Source organism: Wenzhouxiangella sp. AB-CW3 (assembly GCF_014725735.1).
GTDB lineage: Bacteria > Pseudomonadota > Gammaproteobacteria > Xanthomonadales > Wenzhouxiangellaceae > Wenzhouxiangella.
This window is the reverse complement of record NZ_CP061368.1, coordinates 311867-338316: the sequence shown is the minus strand read 5'-3', so window position 1 is coordinate 338316 and position 26450 is coordinate 311867. Positions and strand designations below refer to the sequence as shown.

Annotated in this window: 19 protein-coding genes; 7 read left to right on the top strand and 12 right to left on the bottom strand. The window is 61.5% G+C overall.

Translation table 11 applies throughout. The features are described 5' to 3' along the window. The first annotated feature begins 211 nt into the window (after positions 1–211). Entirely contained in the window at positions 212–769 is a 558-nt protein-coding gene (locus IC757_RS01385) for a hydrolase (RefSeq protein ID WP_190975629.1), read from the top strand. 150 nt (positions 770–919) lie between these two features. Here the strand turns inward: IC757_RS01385 and IC757_RS01380 are convergent, their stop codons facing one another. Beyond that, a complete protein-coding gene (locus IC757_RS01380; RefSeq protein ID WP_411913465.1) occupies positions 920–1672 on the bottom strand; it encodes a pteridine reductase in 753 nt (250 codons plus the stop codon). Between IC757_RS01380 and IC757_RS01375 the strand changes: the two genes are divergently transcribed. Beyond that, the gene (locus IC757_RS01375; RefSeq protein WP_190975627.1) at positions 1666–2841 is read left to right on the top strand and encodes a class I SAM-dependent methyltransferase; all 1176 of its coding nucleotides are present in this window, start codon (positions 1666–1668) and stop codon (positions 2839–2841) included. The genes IC757_RS01380 and IC757_RS01375 overlap by 7 nt on opposite strands. 244 nt (positions 2842–3085) lie before the next feature. Then, entirely contained in the window at positions 3086–4690 is a 1605-nt protein-coding gene (locus IC757_RS01370; protein WP_190975626.1) for a GMC family oxidoreductase, read from the top strand. Positions 4691–4706: 16 nt separating this feature from the next. Here IC757_RS01370 and IC757_RS01365 read toward each other — a convergent pair whose 3' ends face one another. The 11 genes from IC757_RS01365 to IC757_RS01315 all read right to left on the bottom strand — a co-directional run bounded on the left by IC757_RS01365 (position 4707) and on the right by IC757_RS01315 (position 22817). Beyond that, on the bottom strand, positions 4707–6599 hold the full coding sequence (locus IC757_RS01365; protein WP_190975625.1) for a M48 family metallopeptidase: 1893 nt from the start codon (positions 6597–6599) through the stop codon (positions 4707–4709). 246 nt (positions 6600–6845) lie between these two features. Beyond that, complete coding sequence (locus IC757_RS01360; protein WP_190975624.1) at positions 6846–7430, bottom strand: LemA family protein; 585 nt, start codon at positions 7428–7430, stop codon at positions 6846–6848. Positions 7431–7487: 57 nt separating this feature from the next. Further along, positions 7488–11423 (bottom strand): hybrid sensor histidine kinase/response regulator, encoded by a 3936-nt coding sequence (locus IC757_RS01355; RefSeq protein ID WP_190975623.1) that lies wholly within the window; start codon positions 11421–11423, stop codon positions 7488–7490. A 104-nt stretch (positions 11424–11527) separates the two neighbouring features. Continuing rightward, positions 11528–13570, bottom strand: a complete 2043-nt coding sequence (locus IC757_RS01350; RefSeq protein ID WP_190975622.1) for a tetratricopeptide repeat protein — start codon at positions 13568–13570, stop codon at positions 11528–11530. 65 nt (positions 13571–13635) lie between these two features. Next, positions 13636–15081, bottom strand: a complete 1446-nt coding sequence (locus IC757_RS01345; protein WP_190975621.1) for a tetratricopeptide repeat protein — start codon at positions 15079–15081, stop codon at positions 13636–13638. Between the two features lies 1 nt (position 15082). Then, entirely contained in the window at positions 15083–15685 is a 603-nt protein-coding gene (locus tag IC757_RS01340) for an energy transducer TonB (protein ID WP_190975620.1), read from the bottom strand. Beyond that, on the bottom strand, positions 15682–16092 hold the full coding sequence (locus tag IC757_RS01335) for an ExbD/TolR family protein (protein WP_190975619.1): 411 nt from the start codon (positions 16090–16092) through the stop codon (positions 15682–15684). Before IC757_RS01335 ends, IC757_RS01340 begins: the two co-directional genes overlap by 4 nt. Positions 16093–16107: 15 nt before the next feature. Then, on the bottom strand, positions 16108–17073 hold the full coding sequence (locus IC757_RS01330) for a biopolymer transporter ExbD (RefSeq protein WP_190975618.1): 966 nt from the start codon (positions 17071–17073) through the stop codon (positions 16108–16110). Between the two features lie 28 nt (positions 17074–17101). Beyond that, positions 17102–18463, bottom strand: coding sequence for a MotA/TolQ/ExbB proton channel family protein (locus IC757_RS01325; RefSeq protein ID WP_190975617.1), 1362 nt, complete (start codon positions 18461–18463; stop codon positions 17102–17104). 68 nt (positions 18464–18531) lie between these two features. Then, positions 18532–19323, bottom strand: a complete 792-nt coding sequence (locus tag IC757_RS01320; RefSeq protein ID WP_190975616.1) for a DUF3450 domain-containing protein — start codon at positions 19321–19323, stop codon at positions 18532–18534. Between the two features lie 404 nt (positions 19324–19727). Continuing rightward, the gene (locus IC757_RS01315) at positions 19728–22817 is read right to left on the bottom strand and encodes a TonB-dependent receptor domain-containing protein (RefSeq protein WP_190975615.1); all 3090 of its coding nucleotides are present in this window, start codon (positions 22815–22817) and stop codon (positions 19728–19730) included. A gap of 464 nt (positions 22818–23281) precedes the next feature. On the opposite strand from IC757_RS01315, the gene IC757_RS01310 reads away from it, so the two are divergent. From IC757_RS01310 to tnpC, 4 genes are read left to right on the top strand one after another with little or no spacing between them, the layout of a single operon-like run. Next, the gene (locus IC757_RS01310; protein WP_190975614.1) at positions 23282–24229 is read left to right on the top strand and encodes a tetratricopeptide repeat protein; all 948 of its coding nucleotides are present in this window, start codon (positions 23282–23284) and stop codon (positions 24227–24229) included. Further along, positions 24178–24468 (top strand): IS66 family insertion sequence element accessory protein TnpA, encoded by a 291-nt coding sequence (tnpA, locus tag IC757_RS16950; RefSeq protein WP_411913464.1) that lies wholly within the window; start codon positions 24178–24180, stop codon positions 24466–24468. The genes IC757_RS01310 and tnpA overlap by 52 nt, the downstream gene beginning before the upstream one ends. Further along, positions 24468–24848 carry an IS66 family insertion sequence element accessory protein TnpB gene (tnpB, locus tag IC757_RS01305; protein ID WP_190975613.1) on the top strand — a complete coding sequence of 127 codons (381 nt, stop codon included), beginning with the start codon at positions 24468–24470 and terminating at the stop codon, positions 24846–24848. The genes tnpA and tnpB overlap by 1 nt, the downstream gene beginning before the upstream one ends. Next, positions 24841–26400, top strand: a complete 1560-nt coding sequence (gene tnpC, locus IC757_RS01300) for an IS66 family transposase (protein ID WP_190975612.1) — start codon at positions 24841–24843, stop codon at positions 26398–26400. The genes tnpB and tnpC overlap by 8 nt, the downstream gene beginning before the upstream one ends. Positions 26401–26450: the final 50 nt, after the last annotated feature.

The following is a 26450-nucleotide window of genomic DNA, read 5'->3' as shown; positions in this document are numbered from 1 at the left end:
GACGGCTGAGCGTTACCCTATTAACCGCATGGCCCACTAGTTAGTTGTAAGTTGTTAGTTGTCAGTTGCAGGTCGACTTCGGCCGGCGCGGCGAGCGTTGCAGCAGATTGCCTGCGAAACCGTCCGGAGCCGAAAGGCTTTCGGCACGCGTTTGACTGTCAGGTTCCGACTGACAACTTGCAACCTACAACCAACCAAGGCGGAGAAATCAATGAGCCACAGCATCGACCACCCCACCACCGACAATGCCCTGCTGCTGATCGTCGACGTCCAGGGCAAACTGGCGCGCCTGATGCATGAATCGGACGCCATGATTCGCCAGCAACAGATTCTGATCGAGGGATGCCGGCTACTGGATGTGCCCGTCATCTGGGCCGAGCAGCTTCCCGACAAGCTCGGCCCAACCGTCCCGGAACTGACCGACCGGCTCGAAGGCCTGACACCTTCGGCCAAGTCCAGTTTTGGCTGCTGGGGCGACGCCGACCTGCGCGAGGCCATACATGCCAGCGGGCGCGACCGCATCCTGCTGGCCGGGATCGAAGCCCATGTCTGCGTCTGGCAAACCGCAGCCGCGCTGCGCCGAGAAGACTTCCAGGTTCACCTGGTGACCGATGCAGTGTCCTCGCGCTCGGCCCATAACCGCGACATCGGCATCCGCCGCATGGCCGCCGTCGGCGCACACCTGAGCTGCGTGGAGATGGTGCTGTTCGAGTTGATGATCGACGCGAACCACCCACGCTTCCGCGAGGTGACGGGGCTGTTGCGGTAAACGGTGAAAGGTGAAAAGTAAAAGGTAAAAGGAGGGGTTGAGACGCGGCTTCGGTTTTTGATGGTGGCCAATGGCAAGGCCAAGTCATTGATCGGCAAGCTCGGAAGACCGGCATCAAGTCAAGCCCCCTTTCACCTTTCACCTTTCACATCACATATTCAACAACCGCCCCCCGTCCACTGCCAGCACCTGGCCGGTGATGTAGGGGGCATCCAGGGCCAGGAAGGCCACCGCACCGGCGATATCTTCCGGCCGGCCCGGGCGTTGCATGGGAATGCGGTCGAGAATTTCGGCCTCGGCCTCCGGCGACTGATCGTGCTCTGGCCAAAGGATGGCGCCCGGGGCGACGGCATTGACCCGGATATCGGGAGCCAGCTCCCTGGCCAGCGATCGGGTCTGCATCACCAGGCCGGCCTTGGCCTGGCTGTAGATGGCATGACGCTGCATGGGCACCAGTGCATGGATGTCGACCAGGTTGACGATGGCGCCGTCGCGTCGGGACAGATGCGGAGCGCAGGCCTGTGACAGAAAGAACGGGGCCCTGAGGTTGCTGGCCATCAGCTCGTCCCAGTGGGCTTGCGTGGCCTGGTCGACGGGCGTGGGGTAGAAGGCCGAGGCATTGTTGACCAGCACATCGATTCCCCCGAAAGCATCCAGTGCGCCTGTGACGATCCGCTCCGGGGCCGCGGAGTCGGCCAGGTCGACCTGTACCACCCGCGCCGAGTCTGCACGAACGTCGTTGAGGCGGGCGGCCAGCGCGTCGGCCTCCGCACGTGAACCGCGGCAATGGATGACGACATTGTGACCGCGAGCGTGCAAACGACCGGCAATTGCTGCACCGATGCGCCGTGCCGCGCCGGTTACAATCGCCACCGGTGCCCTGCCGTTGTCTTTCGATGTCATCTCGCCCTCCATCATTTACGCTGCCGGAACCGCCGCCCGAACTGGCCGACCTGAGCCGGCAATTGTGCACCAGGATCATCAAGGAAATCGAAACCGGCGGGCCGATGCCGTTCGATCGCTACATGGCCATGGCACTGTACGAGCCGGGGCTGGGCTATTACGTCAATGGACTGCAAAAGTTTGGGACTGCAGGCGATTTCGTGACTGCACCGGAACAGGGCCCGCTGTTTGCCCAAGCCCTGGCACGCCAGCTCGACGAGGTGGCAACAAAACTGGACTCGGAATGGGTGCTGCTCGAGCCCGGCGCCGGATCCGGCGCACTGGCCCGCGACCTGCTGGAAGGGCTCACCCACCCCCCGGCACGCTACCTGATCCTGGAACCCAGCGCCGCCCTGCGTGAGGTCCAGGCAGAAACCCTGGCCGATTTGCCCGAGTCATTGCGCCGACGCATCAAGTGGATCGATCAGCCGCCGGAACAACCCTTCGATGGCGTGATCCTGGCCAACGAAGTACTCGATGCCTTGCCGGCAAAACGCTTCGTGTACGAATCGGGCGAGTTCAGGGAATTGTGTATCCAGCATGCCGATGGGCGCCTGGCCTGGACCACTACCCGGTCGTCTCCGCGGCTGGCCCGGGCGCTGGACGCACTGGAACGCAATCTATCCCGGCCGCTGCCGGACGGCTACCAGAGCGAGCTCTGCGTAGACCTGCCCGCGTGGCTGGAGACGATCAGCACCCCGCTGGCACGCGGCATGATCCTGCTGATCGACTACGGTTACCCACGCCAGGAGTACTACCACCCCGACCGTTCAGCCGGCACACTGGTCTGCCACTACCGCCATCGTGCCCATTTCGACCCGTTCGTGTGGCCGGGACTGACCGACCTGTCGGTTTTCGTCGACTTCACCGCCACCGCCGAGGCGGCCCACACTTGCGGACTGAAAGTGGCCGGTTACACCACCCAGGCGGGGTTCCTGCTCTCATTGGGCATCGCCGAGTCCGTAGAGCATATCGATGATCCACAACAACGCCTCCGACACGCCGCCGAAATCAAACGCCTGACGCTGCCCGGCGAAATGGGCGAAAAATTCAAGGTCATAGCGCTTGTTCGCGACTTCGACCACCCCCTGAGCGGGTTCGGAATGATGAGTCACCTTCACAGGTTGTAGTCAGGTGAAAGGTAACGGGTGAAAGGTAAAAGATAAAAGGAAGGGGATGCGGCGCGGCTTTGGCTTTTGAACGTGGCCAATGGTAAGGCCACGTCATTGGCCAGCAGACTCGGAGAACCGACACCAAGCCAAGCCCCCTTTCACGTTTCACGTTTCACGTTTTACCTTTCACCTACCCCCCATTAGACCCGCCACTCTAAACCCAACCCCTATCATGGTCAGTGCCCCGATCCCGGACCCGCTCATGACCAGATCTTTCGACTACATCATCGTTGGCGCCGGCTCCGCCGGCTGCGTGCTGGCCAATCGCCTGAGTGCCGATCCGACGGTGGAAGTGCTGTTGCTCGAAGCCGGACCGCGCGACTGGAACCCCTTCATCCACATGCCCGCCGGGCTGGCCAAGCTGGTCAACTTCAAGTCGCTGAACTGGAACTATTCGACCGAACCGGAGCCGGGTCTCAACAATCGCCGGCTTTACTGGCCACGCGGCCGTGTGCTGGGCGGGTCAAGCTCGATCAATGCCATGTGCTACTCGCGCGGGCATCGCACCGACTACGACGACTGGACTCATGCCGGTGCCGACGGTTGGTCGTGGGAGCAGGTCCTGCCCTATTTCATCCGTTCAGAAGACCAGGGGCGCGGCCCGTCATCGTTGCACGGCGTCGGGGGCCCGCTCAGCGTTCAGGATCTCAGTCATGTCAATCCGCTGAGCGACGTCTTCATCCAGGCGGCCGAACAGGCCGGTTTTGCACGCAATCGCGATTTCAACGGCCCGGCTCAACGCGGCTTCGGCCTTTACCAGGTCACTCAGCGCGATGGCCGTCGTTGCAGCGCGGCGGCCGCCTACCTGAAACCGGTGCGGAAGCGCAGAAACCTGACTGTCATTACCGGGGCTCTGACACTGGGCCTGGAACTGCAATCCGGTGGTCGGGTCAGCGGCGTGCGCTTTCGCAAGCATGGCATCCGGCGCACGGCCCGGGCGCGCCGTGAAGTGCTGCTGTCGGCCGGCGCCATCAATTCGCCGCAACTGCTGATGCTCTCGGGCATCGGACCGGCTGATGTGCTGCAAAAGGCCGATATTCCCGTCATTCATGAACTCCCGGAGGTGGGACGCAACCTGCAGGACCATCTTGATATCTGCACGCTGACACGCTGCTCGCAGCCGGTTACCTACGACCAGATCAACGAACTGATGGTCGGACTGCGCTATTTCATGCATCGCCAGGGAGAGGGCACATCCAATATCGCCGAGGCGGGCGGATTCCTGGTCAGTGGCCGCAGCCGCGATGACCGCCCGGACATTCAGATGCACTTCGTACCAGCCCTGCTCGACGACCATGGCCGCAACCGCCTGCCGGGGGACGGCTACACACTCCACGCCTGCCCATTGCGCCCTGAAAGCCGGGGCCGGATCGAGCTGCACAGCAACGACCCACGTCAGCCACCGTCCATCATTGCCAACTACCTCAGCGAGCCGGCAGACCTGGAAATGATGCTGGAATGCGTGCGCCTGTCGCGCGATATTCTGAGCCAGCCTGCCTTCCGGCCCTTCCGCGCCCACGAGATTTTCCCGGGCAGCGAGGTCGCTGATCGCGACAGCCTGATCGAATTCGTTCGTGCCAAGGCCGAAACCATTTACCATCCGGTCGGCACCTGCCGCATGGGCAGCGACCCGCACTCGGTGGTCGACCCGCAACTGCGTGTGCGTGGCATCGAGGGTCTGCGGGTGATCGACGCCTCGGTGATGCCGACTCTGGTGGGCGGCAACACCAACGCCCCGACCATCATGATTGCCGAAAAGGCGGCCGACCTGATTCTGGGCCACACGGCCGGGGAAGACCGGCAATAGGTCGATCCGGTCTGCTCTACCGGGCTTCCTGGTCCGCCTCCTCCGACGCCTGCTCCAGCATCGGGATGGGGACATGAAGCAGACCGCAGATGACCCGCAGCAAGTCCATTTCATCAGGGATGACCTGCCCATCATCCAGCACGCAGCAAGCCATGGCGTCGACCAGGCGCTTCTTCTCTGAGGGTTTCAGCCGGTCCACCGAATTCAGGGCCGCATCCAGCCGCCCGGTCCAGTCATCGGTATTCGGCAGTTCGGACGGCATGTCCAGTTCGACCTGCGCCAGGGCCGACTCCAGCGCCGACTGAACCGCCTCGGGCCGGTCGGGGTGCCCGTGCCAGGCCAGAATGACCAGCAGATCGATGACTTCCGGCTTGAGCGCGGTGAGTTTCCTGTTGCCGGACTGACGCACCCGTCCTGGCTGCAGGGCATCCTGGATCTGACGATTGGTCAGGCGTGCCAACGCGTACTCGAATACGTCCATGCGTCCATCAGCGGCCACCAGGGCTTCCACCAGCCGCATCAGTTCGAGCAACTCTCTCTCCGGCCGGCGCCGCAAGGATGGAAACGCCATTTCCAGCAGCGGCAAACGCTGCTCATGGGGCAAGTCGGGTACGCTCTGCCGCAAGGCACGCACCTGGCCCTCGCTTTCGCTGCCCAGGCTGCGGACGACTGCCAGCAATTGTTCCTCGCGCACGTCGGGATCATCCGATAGCAGGAGATAGCAGATCACCTCCTGCGCCCACTCGTCTGAATGGGCAGCACGCTCGAGCTGACGCGGTATGGCCGCGACCAGGGCGGCGGCCAGAAATACCTGGCTGAGTCCCGGCTGGCCTATCTTCTCCGAGAGGCGGTCGGCGTCCAATGTCAGCCCACCGGGCCCGCGTTCTGGCGTTTCTTCACGCGCAGCCTCCTCGGCCTCGGCCGCCCGGGCTTGCGAATGCCGGTCCATGCGCCGGGCAATGCGCTCGATGTCGTCGGGCTGAAACGATGGGTCGATGGCGCGAATTCGGTCCTCGAGGGGGGGATGCGTGGCAAACATCTGGTAGCCCATGGCCTGACCGAACATCATGTGCCCGACTTCTTCGGCGTCGGTAGTCAGGTAAGAGCCGGCATACAGCGCCTTGATCTTCTTGAGTGCGCCGGCAATGCCGTCGGGGTGGCGGGTGAACTGCACGGCCGAGGCATCAGCCAGGAACTCGCGCTGACGCGATACGGCGGCACGAATCCAGCGTCCGAAGAACAGGCCGATATAGCCGATGATGACAATCACCAGACCGATCATCACGGCTCCCCCCGCACCGCGACTGTCACGCGCGAAACGGGCGGAAAACAGCATTCGCCGGCCAAGTATGGCGATGACCAGAATGCCGAACAGAAAACCAATCAGGCGAATGTTGAGCCGCATGTCGCCATTGAGAATATGACTGAACTCATGGGCGATCACGCCCTGCAGCTCATGCCTGTCGAGATTCTCCAGCGCACCCCGGGTCACGGCCACCGCAGCATCGGCCGGCGAATAGCCGGCAGCAAAGGCATTGATGCCCTGTTCGTGTTCGAGCACGTAGATCTCGGGCACGGGTACTCCCGAGGCAATGGCCATTTCCTCGACCACGTTGCGCAAACGTCGGCGCAGCGGGTCGCTGGTATCGTGATCGACCAGCGTACCCCCCAACTGGCGAGCCACCTCTCCACCGCCACTGCGCATCTGCATGGTGCGCACCAGGCTGGCCAGTAGGATGGTTCCACCAGTGAAAATGGTCACCCCGACAAGCAGCTCAGGATCCGGCCCGACGGTAAACAGCACCACGGCATTGGCCGCCAGCACGATCCCCAGCACGGCCAGGCCGAACAGAAATACCAGCAGACCGGTCTGACGCCGGGCCCGGTCTTGGTGCTCGAAGAAGTTCATCTCACGTTCCAGTAGGCAGCAAGGGGGTCTAGGTGTGAAGTGTTAAGTGTTAAGTGTTAAGTGTTAAGTGTTAAGTGTTAAGGGGAGGAGTTTGAGGTGGCTGTAGTTGCACCTTGATTAAGTCATTGTTTTATAACACCTAACACCTAACACATAACACCCAACGCAAGCGCGTTCCGGAAGCAACATCCTCAGACTGCCCTCCAAACCACAACTAACGCCCGCCCTTCACACTCAACCCTTCCCTCAACCAAAATCCACCTTCACCGCTTCGCGCTTCTCCGGTGCGTCGATTTCGAGCAGTTCTGCCGGCTTGAAACTGAACATGTTGGCGATGATGTTGCTGGGGAAGCTCTCGCGCAGGATGTTGTAATTCATCACCGCGTCGTTGAAGGCCTGGCGGGCGAAGGCTACCTTGTTTTCCGTGCTGGTCAGCTCTTCGGACAACTGCATCATGTTCTGGTTGGCCTTGAGGTCCGGATAGTTCTCCGACAGGGCAAACAACCTTCCCAGGGCGCCCGACAGTCCCTGTTCGGCTTCCGACAGTTTGCGCATGCCATCCGGATCGGTCGGATCGGATGCAGTCTGCCGCAACTGCTGCTGGGCACCGTTGCGGGCCTGGATCACGGCTTCAAGCGTCTCGCGCTCATGGCTCATGTATCGCCGGGCGACTTCGACCAGGTTGGGAATCAGGTCGTGACGGCGATTGAGCTGCACGTCGATCTGGGCGAAGGCGTTCTTGTAGCGGTTACGACCGGCGACCAGCCGGTTGTACAGAACAATCGAGAAGACCACCGCGATAACGATGATCGCCAATACAATCCATTCCATTGCGACATTCTCCCTGGCAACAACGTCTTCAGAGTGTACCTGCAATCACGGCCGGATTCAGCGCTTGCGTCCACCGGCTATGGCCAGGTCCAGCAACATGCCGATCAGTCGGCTCTCCACCAGCGGCCAGCGCAGAAAGTGTGCTTCCTCGGGCAATCGCGCCTCTTCCGGACTGGAGCGCAGGTAGGGCGACTGCAACCAGGCAATGCGGGTGGCGTACTCGCACCACTCTTCCGGGTCGGTCAGCACCTGACTGCAACGCGCATCGACCAGCAGAATCGAACACAGGCGCGGTTCGGAGGTGGTGGCATTGATCAGTTGCACGCCCCAGCGTCGACACAGGCGGTGCAGCACCCGACGCGTGGGCGCTTCGGCCAGTACGGCAATGGCCATGCCCTCGAGCAGACGGGTTCGCGGCAGTGCCGGCTTGCCAAGCGATTGCGGAAACAGGGGTAGCCGCACCATAAAGCGGCTGCCCGGATAACAACTGTCCAGCAGCTCCAGTTGCCCGTCCATGGCATTGACCAGACGTCGGCAGATGGCCAGACCCAGACCCGACCCGCTGTGTGACCGCGTGATGGACGCGTCGAGCTGCGTAAACGGTTCAAACAATCGGTCACGATCCCGGGCGCTGATTCCGGAGCCCGAGTCACTGACCGTGAGGCGCAGCATGCCCTTCGCATCGAGCTCGGCATTGAGTTCAATTCCACCGAAGTTGGTGAACTTGACGGCATTGCTGAGCAGGTTGCCCAGCACCTGGGAAATGCGATCGGCATCGCCGATGGCCATGATCGGCAACGTGGATGCCATGCGCAGGCGCAAATCCAGTCCCTTGCGGGCGGCATTGGGCGCGTGCAGATCGATGACCTGCTCGAGCATGGCCGTCAGTTCAAAGGGCTGTGGGTGCAGGCTCAGGCGACCAGCCTCGATGCGCGAGATGTCGAGTACATCGTCGATGATGCGCTGCAACTGCAAGCCGGACTGCCTTAGTGTATTGAGAATCCCCTGCTGCGCGGGATCGTTTTCTGATTCGTATAGCAGCTCGACCATGCCCAGCACACCGTGCAGGGGGGTACGGATTTCGTGACTCATGGTCGCCAGGAATTCGGACTTGGCCGCACTGGCCTGCTCTGCACTCACCGCCAGGGCCCGGACTTGTTCCAGCAGGGCGGCATTGCGCAGTGCCTGTCCGCACATCTCCCGCAACAGGTTGACCCGCTCGATGCCTGCGGGCACAAACCCGGCCGCACCGGCACCGATCAGCACCTGACCTAAGACTTCGCCCTCGCTTTCCAGCGAGACGGCCATGGAGGTCTCGCCGTCAGCAGCATTGAGTCGACTTCGCCATTCCTCACGGCTGATCCCTTCGTCCGCTTGACCGACCGGGATCACTTGGCGGGGCAGATGCTCCTGTGTCAGGCCGACCCACGCGACGCGTCCACCGGTGACTTCCAGCATCTCCTCGCCAATGGTAGTCGCCAGCCTTTGCGGATCCAGATTGCGATTTAGGCGCTCGATGACCTGGCGCTGCTCCTCGGCCTGCACCCGCTTCTGTCGTACCTCGCGCATTTCACGACGCCGACGACGGGCATTGGAATAGCTTTTCCAGCCGGCACCCACACCGGTCAAACCCAGTATCGCGTAGGCCGACAGCGCCCAGCCACTCAGCCACGGGGGCTGCCGAATCGACAGTTCGACGGCATCTCCCGTTTCGTTCCAGTGGCCATCGGCCGCTGCCGCCCGGACCTGAAAACGGTAATCGCCGGGCGGCAAGTTGCTGTAGTGAAAGCGTGTCTGACCCACCAGTTCCAGCCACTTGTCATCCCACCCCTCCAGCCGAACACGATAGCGATTCTGGTCAAACGACAGGTAGGACAGCGCGGTGTAGTCGACGTAAAAGCTGTTCTCGTTGTGAGACAGCATGATCCTTTCGCGTTGCTCACGATCAGGAGACAGGGCGTGGAAACGGCCCCCAACGCTCACGCCACGCACGTAAATCGGGGGCTCTACCCGGGTTCCGCCCACCAGGTCGGTATCCACCACGACCAGGCCGCCCGTACCACCCAGCACCAGGCGGCCGTCGGCCAGCCAGGTAATGGCCCGACGACGAAGCTCGCTGACTGCCAGCCCATCGGCGCGGGTAAACTCACGGAAATGTCCAGTATCAGGATCCAGGTGGACCAGGCCACTGGATCGAGCCAGCCAGATCGAGTCATCTTCCTGTCGAAGGATCCTGAGGACACGCCCCGGACGCAAGTGCCCGGCCATTTCAAACCGGTCGGTCTGTTCAAGCGCGTGACCATTCCGACGCCAGCGTTTGAGGTGGGTTTCGGTAGCCGCCCATAACTCCTCCCCGTGCCAGCCACCGGCGAGAAAGGGGGGGCGTGAGGGCTCAACCTGACGGACGAAGCCATCTTCTTCCAGCCGGTAGATACCTCCGCCGGCAAGCGCCCACCACTGTCCATCCGGGCCTGACTCCAGCGCTACCGGACGCCCCTCCGGCCAATGATAACGACCTTCACCCTCTCCCCAGAAGTGCTCCCGTTCACCCGTTTCGGTATTCAGCCGGATCAAACCGACATCAATGGTTCCCACCCAGACATGTGCCTCACCATCGGGCAAGGCGAAGCTGGGTGTGCCGCCATCCACGGTTTCACGGTCGATAAGGCGCTCCGACGTGCCGTCAGCATGGATACGGTCAACAAATTGGAGGGATGTTGCCAGCATGGTGTCCTGTTCAACATGCAGATCGGCAACGGGTGCGGCCATCTCTTCGAGTTCCGGATTGTCCAGGTACTCGCCCAGGCTCTGGACACTGCCGGTATTCAGGTCCAGCACGCGCATGCTCTCCCGCGACCTGCCACCCATCCAGAGCCGGTTGGCCTCGGGCAGCTCGGTCAGCGCAAAAACGACATCGAGGTCCAGTGCCGACTCACGTCCGGGCACTGACTGATAGCGCCTGAAGGCTTCATGCCCCGGAGCCAGGTACGCGACTCCGTGTCGTGGAATACCCATCCAGGTACCCCCCTCACGGTCGACCATCACGCTCATCAAGGTGGAGCTTGGCAAGCCGTCGTTCAGTCCCTGAATGGCGCTGATCAAGCTTGGGGTTGCACCGTTGCGGGGCAGGCGATACAGGCCGGCGTAGCTGGACACGAGAATGTCGGCATCGTCCGGGGCGAGGGTGAAGTCCGTGATAACACCCGCGGCGCGCAGCACTTTCTCCGGTTCGTCATGCGATTCCCGAATCCTGTAAAGGCGCGAACGATCGTTGTAATAGACCTCACCATCAAGCACGCGCACGGTCAGGATGGTACCCCCTTCCGACGATGGTGCCACCTTGCGGAATCGATCCTCTTCGCCGGGGGTGATCACGTTGACCTGTTCTGTCTGCGCCAGCCAGATTCGGCAGTCATCACCACGGTCCAGGCTGACCTGAAAGCCGTCCGGATGGAGTCCGGACTCCTCGGTCTGGGGAAAGTGCTGCAACTCGCCGGTGTCCGGGCGGAAGCGCACCACTCCCCCCTGCATCAGGGCCATCCACATGTCGCCCTGACAGTCCTCGACCATGCTCCAGACATTGGAGTCGGGCAAAGACCCCCCTCTGGCCTTGGGCGCAAGATGGCGCTTCTGCAGGAGGTCAGGGCCGATCTGGACCACGCCCTGCCCGGAGACCGCGGCCCAGACCGTGCCGTCGCTGTGGGCGGCCAGCGTCATGATATTGCGCCCGGGCAATGGATCGTCGCTGTCCGGATCGGCACCCAGAATATTCAACCGATCGCCTTCATGGCGAACCAGGCCGCTTTGCGTGCCGATCCAGACATAACCATGAGCATCCTGGATAACCGCCTCGACCATGCTGTCGGGCAGCCCGTCGGACACCGAAATCGATCGCACCACCGGACCGAGGTCGTGGGCTGCTGTTGACGCGGTTGCCAGGATAAGCAACAGCATCGCCAGCCACCAGGTCAGGATGGCGGGTTGATATCGCACGTCATTGCAAGCCACCGATTTCATCTGCGGCCCGATATTATCACAGGGCGCAGACGCTTCAGTCCGGGTCCGACCAGGGGAGCGAGACCGAAACGCCGGGCCGGTCAATAGTTCTGCCAGTGATCCGGTTGGCGGTAGCCCAGCCTGTCGGCCAGGTGCTTGAGCAAGCCGCTCATGTCTTCGCCCTGTGCAACCGACAGCGCCTCATGCAATCTGGCCAGTGCATCGGCAGGATCGGTGAGCAGCCTGTCAACAGGCACGTCGATGATACTGATCGGCAGCGCATCACGCAGATGCCCCAGCACGTCCAGGTCATGGCGCCAGGCATCGAGCATGTCCTGGATCCGTTGGTAACCAGCCAACTGCCATTGCATCCGGAGATAGTGCTCGGTGGCAGTCGGACGAATATAGGCCGCACCGGGAAACAGGCGAGCAATCTGTGCCAGATCGGCTGCCTGCACAAAGGCCGGCTCCACGGGCCGGCGCCCCCTGGGCTGGTGACGCAGGTATCGCCGTCGGGCCAGATGCAGCAACGCCGGGTCGGCCCTGCCAAAACGGCGGACATCCACTGGCAGCTCCAGACACTCCAGGCGCCCGGACCATTCGGCCTCGGGCATCACACCCAGGCCCGGCATCCGGGCAAGCGCGGCAAGCATCAGGTCGCGCCCTTCGTAAGGCCACCCACCGACAAACACCGGATTGGAACCGTCACCATCGGATGGCAAACCCTCCCAGTCCTCGGCCAGTACGGGGGCCAGCGCCTCTTCGACATCTCCGCGCCACTCCAGATAAGCCGGTTCGCCCAGTACGGGCTGCCGCCAGGCCGCATGCTCCATCAGTTCGGTGGCCGCCTGGTAGTCGCCAGCACGGTCCAGCAGGTCCACACGCAGGTTCTGGGTCCGGGCACGCACCTGCTCATCCAGCTTCTTGCGCTCCAGCAGATGACCGAGGACACGCTCCCCGGCTTCGGGCAAATTCACATCGCGCAGCAGTTGCGCGGCCTCCCAGCACATCGTCTCACTGGCCTGGCGCTGCTCGGCCAGACAGGCCACTGCATCGGCCACCGATTCCGGATCGTTCCTTTCCACACCAATCCGGCCGACCAGCAGACGCGCCCGAAGCTGCAAATCGGGGTCGTCTTCTTCAAGCAAGGACTCCGCCCTATCCAGGGCTGTGCCGTGGTCTTCAATCAGCTCGGCACGGCTGGCTTCCAGCCAGGACCTGAGCGACGGAAGTGTTCGACCGACTCGCCCGGCCAACCGGGCCAGGCCGTCGGCATCACCTTGTGCGACGAGGAGATCGGAAAGGTGGATCAACAGGGCCTGATCACTCGGAGCCGGCTCATACACATCGATCAGCGCATTGACCTCGGCCAGCCGTCCGACCTGGGCCAGGCTGATGGCCAACCCCGGCAACAGCTCCCCAAGCTCGGCCCCGGCCGCACGGGCGCGCTCGAAAGCGGACACCGCATCATGATGGCGACCCTGATGCTGCAACAACTCCGCATGGACAATGTGCGTCTCCAGGCGCCCACCATCCAGCGACAGCGCATTACCCAGGCAACGCTCGGCAAAGTCAAACATTCCCCTGGCCATGAACACCTGCGCCATGACCAGTTGTGCGCGGACATCCGTCGGCGCGAGCTGTACGGCTCGCGAGGCGTATTCGTTGGCCTGATCCAGCTCGGCGGCATCCAGGTGCAGGGACGCCAGACTCAACAGCGCGGGTACATGGTTCTCGTCGGCGCGCAAGGCGGTGCGGAATCCGGCCCGGGCCTGCTTCCGGTGGCCCTCGACCAGGTCCATGCGCGCTCTCAGGGTGTGGGCCGCCGCGTGCCCCGGGTTCAGCGACACGCACTCGGACAGATGCGCCCGGGCCTGCTCGATCTCGCCGCCAGCAGCCAGCATACGGGCGAGATTGAAGCGTGCCTCGACATGCTCGGCCGCACCGTTCAGCACACGCTCCAGCCGCGCTCGGGCTTCCTGAAACCGGCCCTGTTGCTCATCGCACAGCGCCAGCAGAAAATGCAATTCAGGGTCATCGGGGGCATCAATCAAGCCATCGATACACAGATCGGTGGCATCGACAATTCGACCCTCAACATAGAACTGACGAACACGGTCTAGAACCGCTGAAGGAGCTTGCATGGGTTACTCCAGGCAATCCCTGGGGGGAGAGAGCGGCGCAGCCCGGGGCTGCGCCGCCATCATCATTACTCTTGGGTTTCGGCTTCCGGCTCGACCGGCTCTTCGCGGCGGCGGCGGTCTTCCTCAAGCAGCCGCTCGCACTCCTCGCTCAGGCGCCTTCCGCCAAGCTGCTGCGCGCGACAGGCTGTCAGCAGGCGGTCCTCGGCGGCCTCGGCCAGACGCTCCTGCTGCTCCTGCTCAAGCTGGGCCTGGCGCCGTTCCGTGGTATTGATCGCCTCGATATAGGAGCGCCATTCATTGGCCTGCCGCTGGGCAATCGGGAAACGGGCAGCTTCGGCAAATGCCTCGTCGGCACTCATTCGCTGGTCACGATCACCCGGACCGGCCTGATTGAGCCTGGAATTGCCGAGCAGCAACCAGGCTTCGCCGAGCTTGTCAGAGTCCAGTCCACCCTGATCGATGGCGGCAGCAAACGCTTCTTCGGCATCTTCATTGTTCTCGGATGCCATCAGCGCCTGACCGAGACGGAAAAAGAGCCGACCATCATCGGAAAGTTCGGCGGCCTCTCGCAGGACCGGAATCGAACGACGGTGTTCGCGTGCCTGACTCAGCATTTGCGAGAGCATCTGCAGGTTATCGACATTACGCTCCACGCGCCCTGCTTCCATTTCCTTCTCCAGGAGATTAGCACCGCGGTGAGGGTTGTCGAAGTTGGAGTAGTACTGGGCCAGCATGACAATGTCACTCTCGTCGCTGAGCATGTCATTGACATAGGCTGCTTCCATGATGGCGAACGCCCGGAACATGTCATCCTGCTCCATATAAAGCGAAGCAAGCTGGCGCCAGTAAGGCAACTCCTCAGGCCAGTGTTGCACCATCTCCGCCATCAATTCGGTACGCTCCTCGGTACGCTCCAGATTCGACAGCAGGACATTCTTCAGGTCGTAGTAGCGACGCGTTGGCTCGTCGACCAACTCCATGGCCGTGCTGATCGGCTCCAGCGCATCTTCGTAGTTCTCGAGGTTGTAATTGGCGGCTGCAATCATGAACCACGTGGAGTGGGTAATCTCTACCCCTTCAGTCCCGATCCACTCGTCGAAGAACTCCAGCGACTCCTCGAAGCGCTCGGTCATGAAGTAGAGCTGCCCCAGGTTGAGCCGCATCTGGTTCTGTGTCTCTGAAGGCAGGGCATCGAGTCGCAACACGGTACGAAAATCGTCGATCGCTTCATCCAGCATGTCGAGGTTGACATGGGCCGAACCACGAATCTGAAGCACAGAGGCACGGTCGAAGGGTGTCATGGCATCGCCCCGCCGATCCATGAGCCGATTGAGCAGCCTCAGAGCCTCGTCGTAGTTGTCCTCCTCCATCTCTTCATAGGCATCGAGCAGATCACCCGCTACCTGGGGATTCAGAGTTTCAGCCCAGACCAGCGAGGCCGTCATCATCAGGCCCATGCACAGCGTGCAGGCCGCCAGGAGCCGTGCCTGTACGGTAGAAAACAAGTTCACCCTATTCCTCCAGTGCAAAATCGATCGCGGTGCGGACACCTGTTCTTGGTTGTTGTACCCCGTCGACGACGCGCGGATTGTATCTCCAGCGTTGCACCGCTCGCATTGCCGCGCGGTTGAAGCATGGGTTGGTCGTGTCCAGAACCCGAGGATCGACCACGTTACCCTCTGGCGTGACGTCGAATTCGACCATCACGGTTTCCACGTCCTGTGCCCGACCAATGCACTGCGTTGGATACTGTGGCGGAATCCGCACCAGTGGCTGCGCATCTCGGTCCGGATCGAAGCCGGTGCCGATTTCGACATCCACGCCGGTCAGATCGGGCAAGGCGCCCATCTGAACATCCATGGTGGGCCGGAAGTCGGTATCGGTCACCATGGGCGGCGGCGGCGGTGGCTGATCCAACACTGGCCGCTGGAAATCCTCCACACGCTGATCGGCCCGATCCTCGATCTGTCGAGTGACGTTGATCTCGATCGCAGTTTCATCGCCGAGATCAACATCCTGGCGCTGGGTAATCACGGTGGCAAGAAGCAAAAACAGCCCGACCGTGACGATCACGGCGCCTGGGATCCCGCCTAGCAGTCTAAGAATTGTACTCATGATCTTCTAATGGATACGGCAACAACGTCATCTACGCCGGCAGCACGAATCTGGTCTAGCACCTCGACGAGGTACTCGCTGTGTGCGCCGCCATCTGATTGGACAACGGCACTGCCGCGGGGGTTCTCCCGCCGCAAGCGTTCAACCGCGGACCGCACCCCCTCAAGGGGCACCTCCTGGCGATTGATCCAGATTTCGTTATTGGAGTTGATCGCCACCAGAATGGACACCAGCCGCTGTTCTTCGGCCGTATCGGCATCCGGCCGGTTGACTGTAATACCCGGCTCCGAAATGAACGTCGCGGTGACAATGAAGAAAATCAGCATGATGAAGACGATGTCGAGCAACGGTGTGACGTTGACATCACCCTCGTCACCTGCACCTGATCTTCTGTTACGTCTAATCATAGTTCAATCAACCCGTTATTGGCGCTCCTGGATAGCCACCGCCGGGTCTACACCCGCCTGACGCGACTGGTCCAGCACCAGTACAGTTGTTTCGACACGCGCATCCGGGGCTGCGTTCAACAGGACCACACCCTCGGGATTCTCCGCCCTGAATGCTTCGACCACCGGCGTGACCGAGCGCGGATCAATGGTCCGGGCATCGTCCACCATGACAAAGCCGTCACTGCGCACACTGAGTACCAGCGTGGGCGGTGGCCGGGTGATCTCGTCAGGGGGATCGTCCTGTGGAGTCTGCAGACCGATACCGATCTCGTCCAGGAAGGTCGCTGTCACGATGAAAAAGATCAGCAGGATGAATACGATATCGAGCAGCGGCGTGATATTCACTTCCGCCTCGTCCATGTCCGACCCGGTCATTCGGCGCGTTGCACCGTAGGCCATGGCCGCCTCGACATCCAGCTCCTCGGCCATGCGCGTGGTCAGCACATCGTTACGCCGCTCCAGGTAACTGATGGAAAACACCCCGGTCAGCGACACGGCCAGTCCGGTCATGGTCGGGATCGTGGCCCGGGAGATCCCTTCCGCCATCAGGCGGGCATTTGAGGCTCCCGTTTCCACGATCACCTGGAAGACCTGGATCATGCCGGTCACGGTACCCAGCAGGCCAAGCAGCGGCGTGATCAGGATCAGGGCCTTGATCACGTTCATGAAACGCTCGTTCTCGACCCGGACCTCGGAGATCAGCCGCTCACGAAAAGCGTAGGATTCCCAGCTGCGGTGATCGCTGATTTCCTGCCAGCGCCGGTTCTGCTTCTTGCGCAGTCGCGGGCCGGCAAACCAGAAATACAGCGTACGCTCACTGATCAGCAGCCACATCAGGGCCGTGCTGCACAGCAAGGCGACCACCACGGGGCCGCCAGCATCGAGATAGTTCCCGATGATGGCGACCACGTTGGCCGGATTCAGCAGTTCAAGTAGCACAGTTCTCTCGCCTCAGGTACGAACGGCATCACTTCTTGTCGTCGCCGGCATCGGCCACGAAACTGACCGACTGCTCTTCCAGGACCTGCGACAGGCGTCGCGATGCCCCGGCAGCGAAGGCATGCAGCAGCAGCAATGGTACCGCCGCAATCAGACCCAGCACCGTGGTGATCAGGGCCTGGGAGATACCGCCGGCCATCAGCTGCGGATCGCCCGTACCAAACAGGGTAATGGCCTGGAAGGTGACAATCATGCCGATCACCGTACCGAGCAGACCCATCAGGGGGGCGACGGCAGCGAGAACCTTGACCAGGTTCAGGCCGCGTTCAAGCTTCGGAATCTCCTTGAGGACGGCGTCGTCCAGATGCAACTGCAGCGTCTCCAGGTCCTCATGCCGGTGCTCGTTGTAAGCCAGCATGATGCGGCCAAGCGGATTGTTTTCCGAAGGCGTTGAAGACTTCATCTGCTTGCGGACCCGAATCGAGGTCACAGTCAGGACAACCCAGCGGTAGACGGCCAGCAGAATACCGAAAATTGCTACCACGATAATGGCGTAGCCAATCCACTGACCCTGGTCGATGCGCTCACGGATCGTCGGGGTCTCGATCACCAGCCCGAGCAGGGTGCCCAGGGAGGGGTCGATCATGCCGCGAACCACGCCGTCGTCAGTATGGTTGAAAACACGCTGGGCGGCCCGCACGGCGCCACCACCGGGCTGGCGGGGCAGATAGCGCAGGGTGCCAGCCTCGTAGGTCATGAAGCCGCGATCAGTGAAGGCGGTAAACGGCCCGACACGCACCACGGTCTCATCGACCGAGGTGTTGTCAGCACGAATCACCGGTGCTTCGTAGCGCACCACGCGACCCTGCTCGGTCGCCTGGTCCAGCATGGTGAACCAGAGACCTTCGAGCTCATCGATGGTCGGCAGCGTTCCGGCCTGGGCCATGCGGGAGAGTCCTTCTCCACGCCCCGGCTTCTGGGAAGAGATCAACGATTCCTCGAGCTCTTCATTGAGGTCGGCAGCCGCGGCACGGGCTACACCAAACAGCTCGCCAAACTCGCCCTGGCGCTCGGTCAGCTGGGCGCGCAGCTCTTCGAGCTCGCGATCAAGCTCGTTACGCAGGTTTTCGAGACGGCTGGCCTCTTCTTCGGCGGCCTGCACCTCGTTGCGTACCCGGTTCAGCTCGGCTTCGCGATCGACCTGCTCCTGGCGAAAGCGCTCTTCACGCTCACGGTTCTCTGCGGCCACCTGATCGCGCTCGGTCTGCATGGCCCGCAGCACGTCTGCAAGCGTTTGCGGCTGGGCCTGCAAGGCGGGTGCAAAGGCGCCCAGCGCCAGCACCGAGGCGGCCACGACCGCGACCAGTCGGTTGGAAGTCTTGGAGGTCATATCATCCCTGCCCTCGGAGGTTGCATTCAGTTTAATGTGTCGTGTGTTGATCATCCGTTCCACCTCCGTTATTCGGCGTCGCGCGGCGCGGTCACCGGAATGAACATCAGGTCCGGCGGAATGCGCTCACGGGCAATTCGCGAGGCGGTTCTGATGTCATCGAGGTAGGCGCGGTCGAGATCGACCCAGCCACCGGCCGAAGCATCGTAGCGTTTGATGACTTCGTTATCGTCGGTGCGGAAGATCAGCGACACACGGCCGATGCGGAGGAACTCGACATTCTCGTAGAGCCGCCCGTCGACTTCGATATCGCCACGGTAGCCTTCGATGGTGCGGCCATACTCGTTCTCGATCTGGTAAGCCTCGATCACCATGCGATAGCGCTGGGCGGGAGAACGATCGGGATCGTCCATGGCGTTCTGCAGGCGCTCGACGCGCTCGCGGCGCTCTTCCAGCAGGAAGGGGACGTCGGCCTCGACGAGGCGACCCAGCGCGTCGACCATGTCCTCCATCAGCGGCTGCACGGCGCGCTGGAGGCTGGCGATGTTGTTGATGTCGTTGCGCAGCGATTCCTGCTCGCGGCGCTGCGACTCAACCTGGCGCTCCTGGGAAGCGTTGTAGCGGTTGAGCTGCTCGAGCTGGTTCAGGTTCGCCCGGTACTCGCTCAGCAGCTCCTGGGTACGCTGATCGAGCTCGTCGATGCGCTCCTGAGACTCGCGGGTACCCTCAGCGGCCTGACGGCTGGTCTCGAGCACCGGCTCGATCTCCTGCGTGTAGACGCTGAAGCTCGTCAGCAGAAAAAGACCGCCGGCGATGGAAGCGCCGAGGCCGAAAGCTTGTCGTTTGGTCAGTATCTTCATGCCCAGTTCATCACGTGTTTTGGATTGGGTGATTCGTCGGCTCCGCCCTGCGCGAAACCGGAAAGGCACACATTCTACGCACGTCCGAGGCGCCAACGCAAGCGCCCGTGCGTTTTTCTCTGAAACGCCCTGATGACAGGGGCTAAGGCGGCATCAGATGGGCGAACGGAGACCGGAGCGGCGGAACCGGACCTTTGATTTGGGGGCGGAACTTCAGCTCCAGGGGAGGCGGCTCTCATCCTGGCTGGGGGCGATTCACGCAAGTGACGAGCCAAGGGCTGCACTTGCTCTACGCGCAGTCGTCAAAAAAGTGGCCCGGCAGTGCCGGGCCATGAATTGCAAACCAAGATTTGGAGCGTCTGACCTTCCCCGGCCGGCGGCCGGGGAAGGGGTTACAGACCGGTTTAGAAACGGTGGGTCAGACCGATGTTGTAGCTGCGACCGAACTCCCAGCGAGCAACGCCTCGCTCAAGAGGACCAGGCAACTTGTCGAACAGGTTGGTCACACGAGCCCGCAACACCGTACCGGTCGGCAGGGTGTAGTTGACCGCCAGGTTGGCCCTGGTCTGGCTCGGAATGTGAGTGTACGGATTGCCATCCTGATCGAGGTACTGCACGTCGCTGGTCTGGAAGTTGTCGCGACGGCCCCGGCCGTGATAGGAAATATCCAGCAGGGTGGTCAGGTCACCAAGCGTGTGCCGGAGACGCAAATCTCCACGCCAGTCCGGACTGTTGTGCTGCCCGGTGATGTCGCTGAAGTCGAAGCCTGTATTTGAAGTGGCATTCTTCTTCTGGTTGTAAGCGCGCAGGTTGACATGCAGGCGACCGGCATAGGTATCACCGAACAGTCCGCCCAGCCCCGGCAGGTCGTTGACATCGGTATCGTAACGAATGTCGTAGGACACGGCACGGAACTCGCGCATCGCGGCATTCACGTAGCCCGAGGTAAAGGCATCGGTCGTCGGCACCTGGAAGTCCGGACCACGATCGAACATGTCACAGAACTGGTTCGGGAAGTCCGTGGAGTCGTAACAGGCTTCCATGATGTCGTTGAGCGAGAAGCTGACGATGGCGTCCTCGATATCGATCTCGATGTAGTCGACCTGCAGCAGCAGCCCGGGGATAAAGGACGGGCTGTAGGCAATACCGATGTTGTAGCTTTCGGCCTGCTCGTTTTCGAGATCGAGGTTGCCGCCGGAGAAACCGCGACGCGATGCGTTGGGCGCAATGCTGACAAAGTCCGCCGGAATACCTTCGGCATCACAGTTGGCCTGACGCGTTGCCGGATCCGGCCCCGAGCCGCGGAAACGGCCGTCACAGGGGTCGTTCGCGAACTGGCTGCTCTCGACCACCGGCAGGAACAGTTCGGTCACCGCCGGGGCACGCACGGTTTCCTGCATGTTGGCACGAATCATGACGTCTTCGATCGGACGGTAGTTCAGACCAATCGCCCAGGTGTCATCGGTGCCGGCCAGGCTGTTGTCGATGGCCCGGTAGGAGCCTTCGAAGGTCAGCGCGTTCAGGAACGGGATCTCCATGTCCGGCGAAACCAGCGGGGCCAGGAATTCGCCGTAGACGTCGGTGGTGTCATATCCACCAGCCAACGAGTTGTCGGACAGACCCTTCAGGCTGGCAACCGGGCTGGCGGTGAAGGAAGCGAACTCGGTACGGTGCTCCACGCCACCGGCAAAGGCCAGCATGCCGGCGGGCAGTTCGAACAGATCACCGCCGATAAAGGCGCTGTAGACTTCCTGCTCGATCCGGGTGCGACCGCCCGTGCTGTAGCTGATGTAATCCTTGGCTTCCTCGGAGACTTCACCGAAGGGGTTGAACGGCACGCAGTCGCCCGGATTGCCCAGGGGCATATCGGCCGCGGCGATACCCATGCCACGCGGCCGCAACTCTTCACCGTAGCCTTCCTCGAAGTTGAAGCGGCAGTCGATCTGGCCGGTTTCGGGATTGGTAGCCACGTCCATGGCCGCCAGCCAGCGCCAGTCATTGACGCCCGTCGACGAGGAGGAAATGCCGCTTTCGCCATACTGATAGCCAACTTCCCAGAACCAGTCGCGGTCGGCCAACTCGAACTCGCCTTCCAGACCGACGCGCGAGCTGAAGGTGTTGCTTTCATTGGTGACTTCACGCGCACCGAGATTGGTCCAGCCACGATGCAGGTAGAAGAAGTCCTGGGCATTGCCATCCTCATCGACCGGCATCACGCCTTCAAGCTCGTCACGTGCAGCCTGGGGCAGGAAGGGGTGGTCCAGCGGGAACTGCAGGGCAGCACTCATGCCGCCAAAGGCGCCGGAACTGTAGAGCTGGGCCTGGTAACCCGGGTTCTCGGCGAAGTAGCGGTTGGCAAACACCTGGGTGGTGGCCCGCACATGGTCGTTGATGTCGTAATGACCGATACTGACGACGTTCCAGCGCTCGTAGCCTTCCTGGGCCGTATTCGTGGCCTCAAGGTCCAGACCGTCACCGCCGGAGCCCCACACCTGGTTACCCGTCGGGGTGCCCGGGTCATACGGAATGATGCCGCCCTGACCATCGAACTGACGGAACTGCCCGTCAGGCCAGATACCGAGACCAACATTGGTGATGGCCAGCGGCCCCGGAGCGATGATGCCGGTGAACGACAGAATGCCGGCACGGGGGTCGGGATAGAGCCGAACCTGGTTGCCCGGCACTTCGCCGGTCTCCGGATCGGGCACCATGTCATCGCCGACCGGGGTAAACGAAGAATAGGTGTTGGCAAACGACGGAACATCCCGGGCCGGAATGTTGTCCATTTCGTTGTACTCGATACCGAATACCAGGTTGCCTCGATTGTTGTCGAAGTTGCCGCCCAGCAGACCGCGGATGGAGACCTCGTTGCCGATGTCCTCACCGATGAAACGGTAGTCGGCAGCCAGCTCCATGCCCTCGTAGTCGTCCTTGAGGATGTAGTTGACCACACCGGCCACGGCATCAGCGCCATAGATGGCCGAGCCACCCACATTCATGACTTCGATGCGCTCGACCAGGCCCACCGGGATATTGTTGACGTCAAGCTGACCACCAGGGGCGGATGCGCCCCCAACCGGGGAGTTACTGGAAACGAAGCGACTGCCGTTGACCAGGGTCAGGGTACGCTGCGAACCCAGCCCGAACAGGTTGATGGTGCGCTGCCCGAGACCCTGGCCGGCCGCTGCGGTATTTGACGGCAGAATCGGCGAAGCCGCTGCCGAAACGCCCGGGATATCGGTCACGGCGTCCTGCACGTTGACCTGGCCGCGCTCGGTGAGATAGTCGCTGTCGATGGTGGTCACCGGCTGGGTGGTCACCATGTCAATGCTTCGAATACGTGAACCGGTTACGACGATCCGGTCCAGATCTGCTGCCTCTTCCTCGGTTTCTGCCTCGTCATTCTGCTGGGCAAATGCCGACGGCATGCCGTAAACACCGGCCAGCGCAACGGCGATCGCCGCAGGCAATAGCCTTTTATTGAACTCAACCATTCTGATTGCCTCCATCAAGTTACAAAGATTTCTGGTTTGGTTATCGAGTCGGATGTTGTGATGTGTATTTGGAAATCGCACCATCGACCTTAAGCAACAGTGCTGAAAACCTAACTTCCACCGCTTCAATGCTAGCAAGCTGCCTGCACAAGCGCAACACTTTCTTAATATTTCCTGAACCTCATCATGATCAATTCACAACATCCGGATACGGCTTTTTAACTGCTTGAATTGACAGCAAAAAACACAACTCACCCACGCCTGATGACCACTCGCAAAATGGCCACGGCGCGTAAAAGACCCAATCCAGGCGACCCCAATCGTCCAATTTTCGTGGATTTCCCGAGGAATCAATTGGCCAACTCATGGTCTATAAGATCGGAATTCCATTTTTCGCCCGGAGCAGAATTGATTCCGAAACACCCGGAAGGACCGGCGACCTGACCCGAATCTAGCGAGAGCGCATGATGCAATGGGTTCAAGCGGCAGCACTGGCGATGACGGTATCCGCGGCGCCGCCGCCACCGGAACCCGAGGCCGTATTGACGTTGCCCGATGAAATCATCGAGCAACTCGATGCAAGGATTATTCGCCACACCCGCTCCAGCGATCGACGGCTCGACCAGGTCGTGCGTTACATGCTCAGGTCCGGCGGACTGAACCTCAGCTACCTGCACTCACCCACTCGCGACGTGACCGGCGCCATTGAGGACGGTCAGGCCAACTGCCTGTCCTTCACGCTGATCTTTCTGGCCATGGCCGACCACCTCGGCCTGGACACCACCGCGCGCGAGGTCCAGGCCCCGATCAACTGGCGACGCGACGGCAGCTCGGTGTATGAGTCGGGCCATGTCAATGTCCGGGTGGTCACACCCCAGCGTCGTGCCGTGGTGGACTTCGAGCCCGACCCCATCCGCTCCCGCCAACTGGCCAATACCCGGCGGGCGCGCGACATCAGCCGGGAGCGACTCCTGGCGCACTTCTACAACAATCGCGCGGCCGAACTGCTGGGAGAAGGCTGGCTGGAAGCCGCACGACAATGGAGCGACGTGGCCCTGGAGCTGGCGCCGGAATTCTCGGCCGCACTCAACAACCGCGGCGTGATCGAGAATCGCCTGGGCCACACCGACGAAGCGCGCCGGCATTTCGAAAGGGCACTGGAGTTAGCCCCCGAGAACACCAGCGTACTGTTCAACCTCTACGAACTGTATCAGCGCGAAGAGCAGGAATATCTGGCCGAGAAGATGCTGGAGCGCATTGATGGCATTCGCTCTCGCGACGTAACCGGTCATTCGGGGCCGTTCTTCCCCAAGCGGATGTGGGCCGCTAACCTGCTCCCGAACTCACCAAGGAGCAAACCATGTCACGCACGACCCGTATCCGCCGATCTGCTGATCAATGGAGAAGTCTGATTTCCAAGCAGGCTGATAGCGGCTTGACTCAAAGCGTCTTCTGCCGACGCGAGGGGCTTTCATTGAGCACCTTTTGTAACTGGAAACGCAAGCTGTCATCGGAATCTGACTCTCGTGCCGAGGAATCGGCAGAGTCTGAGCCATGGATCGACCTGGGGGGTCTGGCGGCAACTGACCCTGGCTGGGACATTGAGCTGGACCTCGGTAATGGTGTGTGCCTCCGCTTCCGTCGCAGCTGATGTTCTTTCCAGAAGACCGTGTTCGAGTGTGGCTGTACGCGCGGCCCACCGACATGCGCAAGCAGTTTGACGGGTTGGCGGCACTGGCGCGCAACCAGCTCAATGAAGACCCGATGAGTGGTCACCTGTTCGTGTTCATCAATCGCCGACGGACCTACATGAAGGTGCTGTACTTTGATCGTGGCGGCTACTGTCTTTGGTCCAAGCGACTCGAGCAAGGGCAATTCAACTACAACTGCCAGCGTGGCGAGAAACAGGCCTTGAGCTGGACGGAGTTGAAGCTGTTGCTTGATGGTGTTCAGGTCCAGAAATCGCGTCAGTTCAAGCGCTATCAGCATCCTGTCGGCGCTGTAGCAAGGTATAATGCAGCCCATGGTTGAGGCCACTTCCAAGACGGATAGCACGACGAGCGAGAATGTCCAGTTGCGTAATGAGAATGACGCGCTGCGCGAGGAGCTTCAGTCCGTCAAGCAACAGCTTGCCTGGCTTCAACGTCAAGTCTTTGGGCGCAAGTCCGAGAAGCGCCTGATCGATCAGGATGCCCGTAGCGGACTGCTGTTCAATGCGTTGCCTGAATCAGAATCCCCGACACCGACTGAACAAGTCAGCTATACCCGTCGCAAGGGTGCCAAGGAACGCGGTGATGCGGTTACCGACTCGGGTCTTCGCTTCAACGAGGACGTGCCGGTCGAAGTGATCCATGTAGCGGATCCGGAGGCCGAATCGATCCCCCGGGAGCACCGTGAGGTGATCGATGAGAAGGTCACGCATCGTCTGGCCCAACGGCCCGGTAGCTACGTGGTGCTGGAGTATCGCCGGGCCGTGGTCAAGGACAAGCGTAGCGACCACATCCACACCGCACCCACCCCGGCCAACGTGCTGGAGGGCAGCCTGGCCGATGTCAGCTTCCTGGCCGGCCTGCTGATCGACAAGTTCTGCTATCACCTGCCCCTGTACCGTCAGCATCAGCGGCTGGCTATGAGCGGCATTACGGTCAGCCGCAATACGCTGACCCAACTGGTTGAGCGAGCCATCAGGCTGCTCAAGCCCGTTTATGATGCCCAGCTCGAACACATCCTGCGCTCGAAAGTCCTGGCGATGGACGAAACGCCGATCAAGGCTGGACGTGGCAAGCCGGGCAAGATGAAACAGGGCTGGTTCTGGCCGGTGTATGGGGAGGATGATGAAGTCTGCTTCATCTTCTCCGACTCACGCGGCAGCAAAGTCGTGACCCAGGCTCTGGGTGAGCAGCTCGATGGCACCTTGGTGACCGACGGGCACTCGGCTTATACCAAGTATGTGGACCAACGTCCTGCCGTCACTCATGCCAACTGCTGGGCGCACGCCAGACGCAAGTTCGAGGCGGCGCTGAAAGCCGAGCCCAAGGCTGCCAACGAGGCGCTGGAGCTGATCGGTCAGCTCTACCAGATCGAGCGCCAGATCCGCCAGAAGGATCTGCATGGCGACAAGAAGCTGACTTGGCGGGCCGAGCACAGTCTCCCGGTCGTCAAGGCCTTCTGGGCCTGGTGTGATCAGCAGCGTCAACGCATGGATCTGGCCAGGTCCAGCCCTTTGCTCAAGGCGCTCGGCTATGTGGCGGGGCGTCAGGCCGCTTTGCAGGTGTTCCTGAGCGACCCCGATGTCCCGATCGATACCAATCATCTGGAGCGGGCCCTTCGGCCGATCCCGATGGGCCGCAAGAACTGGCTCTTTAGCTGGTCGGAACTCGGCGCTCGTCATATCGGCGTGATCCAGAGCCTGCTGGTGACCTGCCGGCTGCATGAGGTCGACCCCTACACCTACCTGGTGGATGTGCTACAGCGCGTCAACGAGCACCCGGCCAGCCGGGTCGGAGAGCTGGTGCCACAGGTCTGGAAAGACACGTTCGCTGGCGAACCGCTGGTGTCGGACTTGCAGAGGGTCAGTCGGTAACGGTCTGTAATGACCGGTTACCTCGCGACCCCTATCTGCATTGGTCGATC

Excerpts from the sequence above, each read along its gene's own strand:
- IC757_RS01325 (WP_190975617.1), bottom strand. The coding sequence starts at position 18,463 with ATGACCTCCAAGACTTCCAACCGACTGGTCGCGGTCGTGGCCGCCTCG.
- IC757_RS01360 (WP_190975624.1), bottom strand. The coding sequence starts at position 7,430 with ATGGAATGGATTGTATTGGCGATCATCGTTATCGCGGTGGTCTTCTCG.
- IC757_RS01365 (WP_190975625.1), bottom strand. The coding sequence starts at position 6,599 with ATGAACTTCTTCGAGCACCAAGACCGGGCCCGGCGTCAGACCGGTCTG.
- tnpC (WP_190975612.1), top strand. The coding sequence starts at position 24,841 with ATGGTTGAGGCCACTTCCAAGACGGATAGCACGACGAGCGAGAATGTC.
- IC757_RS01380 (WP_411913465.1), bottom strand. The coding sequence starts at position 1,672 with ATGACATCGAAAGACAACGGCAGGGCACCGGTGGCGATTGTAACCGGC.
- IC757_RS01385 (WP_190975629.1), top strand. The coding sequence starts at position 212 with ATGAGCCACAGCATCGACCACCCCACCACCGACAATGCCCTGCTGCTG.
- IC757_RS01370 (WP_190975626.1), top strand. The coding sequence starts at position 3,086 with ATGACCAGATCTTTCGACTACATCATCGTTGGCGCCGGCTCCGCCGGC.
- IC757_RS01315 (WP_190975615.1), bottom strand. The coding sequence starts at position 22,817 with ATGGTTGAGTTCAATAAAAGGCTATTGCCTGCGGCGATCGCCGTTGCG.
- IC757_RS01335 (WP_190975619.1), bottom strand. The coding sequence starts at position 16,092 with ATGATTAGACGTAACAGAAGATCAGGTGCAGGTGACGAGGGTGATGTC.
- IC757_RS01320 (WP_190975616.1), bottom strand. The coding sequence starts at position 19,323 with ATGAAGATACTGACCAAACGACAAGCTTTCGGCCTCGGCGCTTCCATC.
- IC757_RS01350 (WP_190975622.1), bottom strand. The coding sequence starts at position 13,570 with ATGCAAGCTCCTTCAGCGGTTCTAGACCGTGTTCGTCAGTTCTATGTT.
- tnpB (WP_190975613.1), top strand. The coding sequence starts at position 24,468 with ATGTTCTTTCCAGAAGACCGTGTTCGAGTGTGGCTGTACGCGCGGCCC.
- tnpA (WP_411913464.1), top strand. The coding sequence starts at position 24,178 with ATGTCACGCACGACCCGTATCCGCCGATCTGCTGATCAATGGAGAAGT.
- IC757_RS01310 (WP_190975614.1), top strand. The coding sequence starts at position 23,282 with ATGATGCAATGGGTTCAAGCGGCAGCACTGGCGATGACGGTATCCGCG.
- IC757_RS01340 (WP_190975620.1), bottom strand. The coding sequence starts at position 15,685 with ATGAGTACAATTCTTAGACTGCTAGGCGGGATCCCAGGCGCCGTGATC.
- IC757_RS01375 (WP_190975627.1), top strand. The coding sequence starts at position 1,666 with ATGTCATCTCGCCCTCCATCATTTACGCTGCCGGAACCGCCGCCCGAA.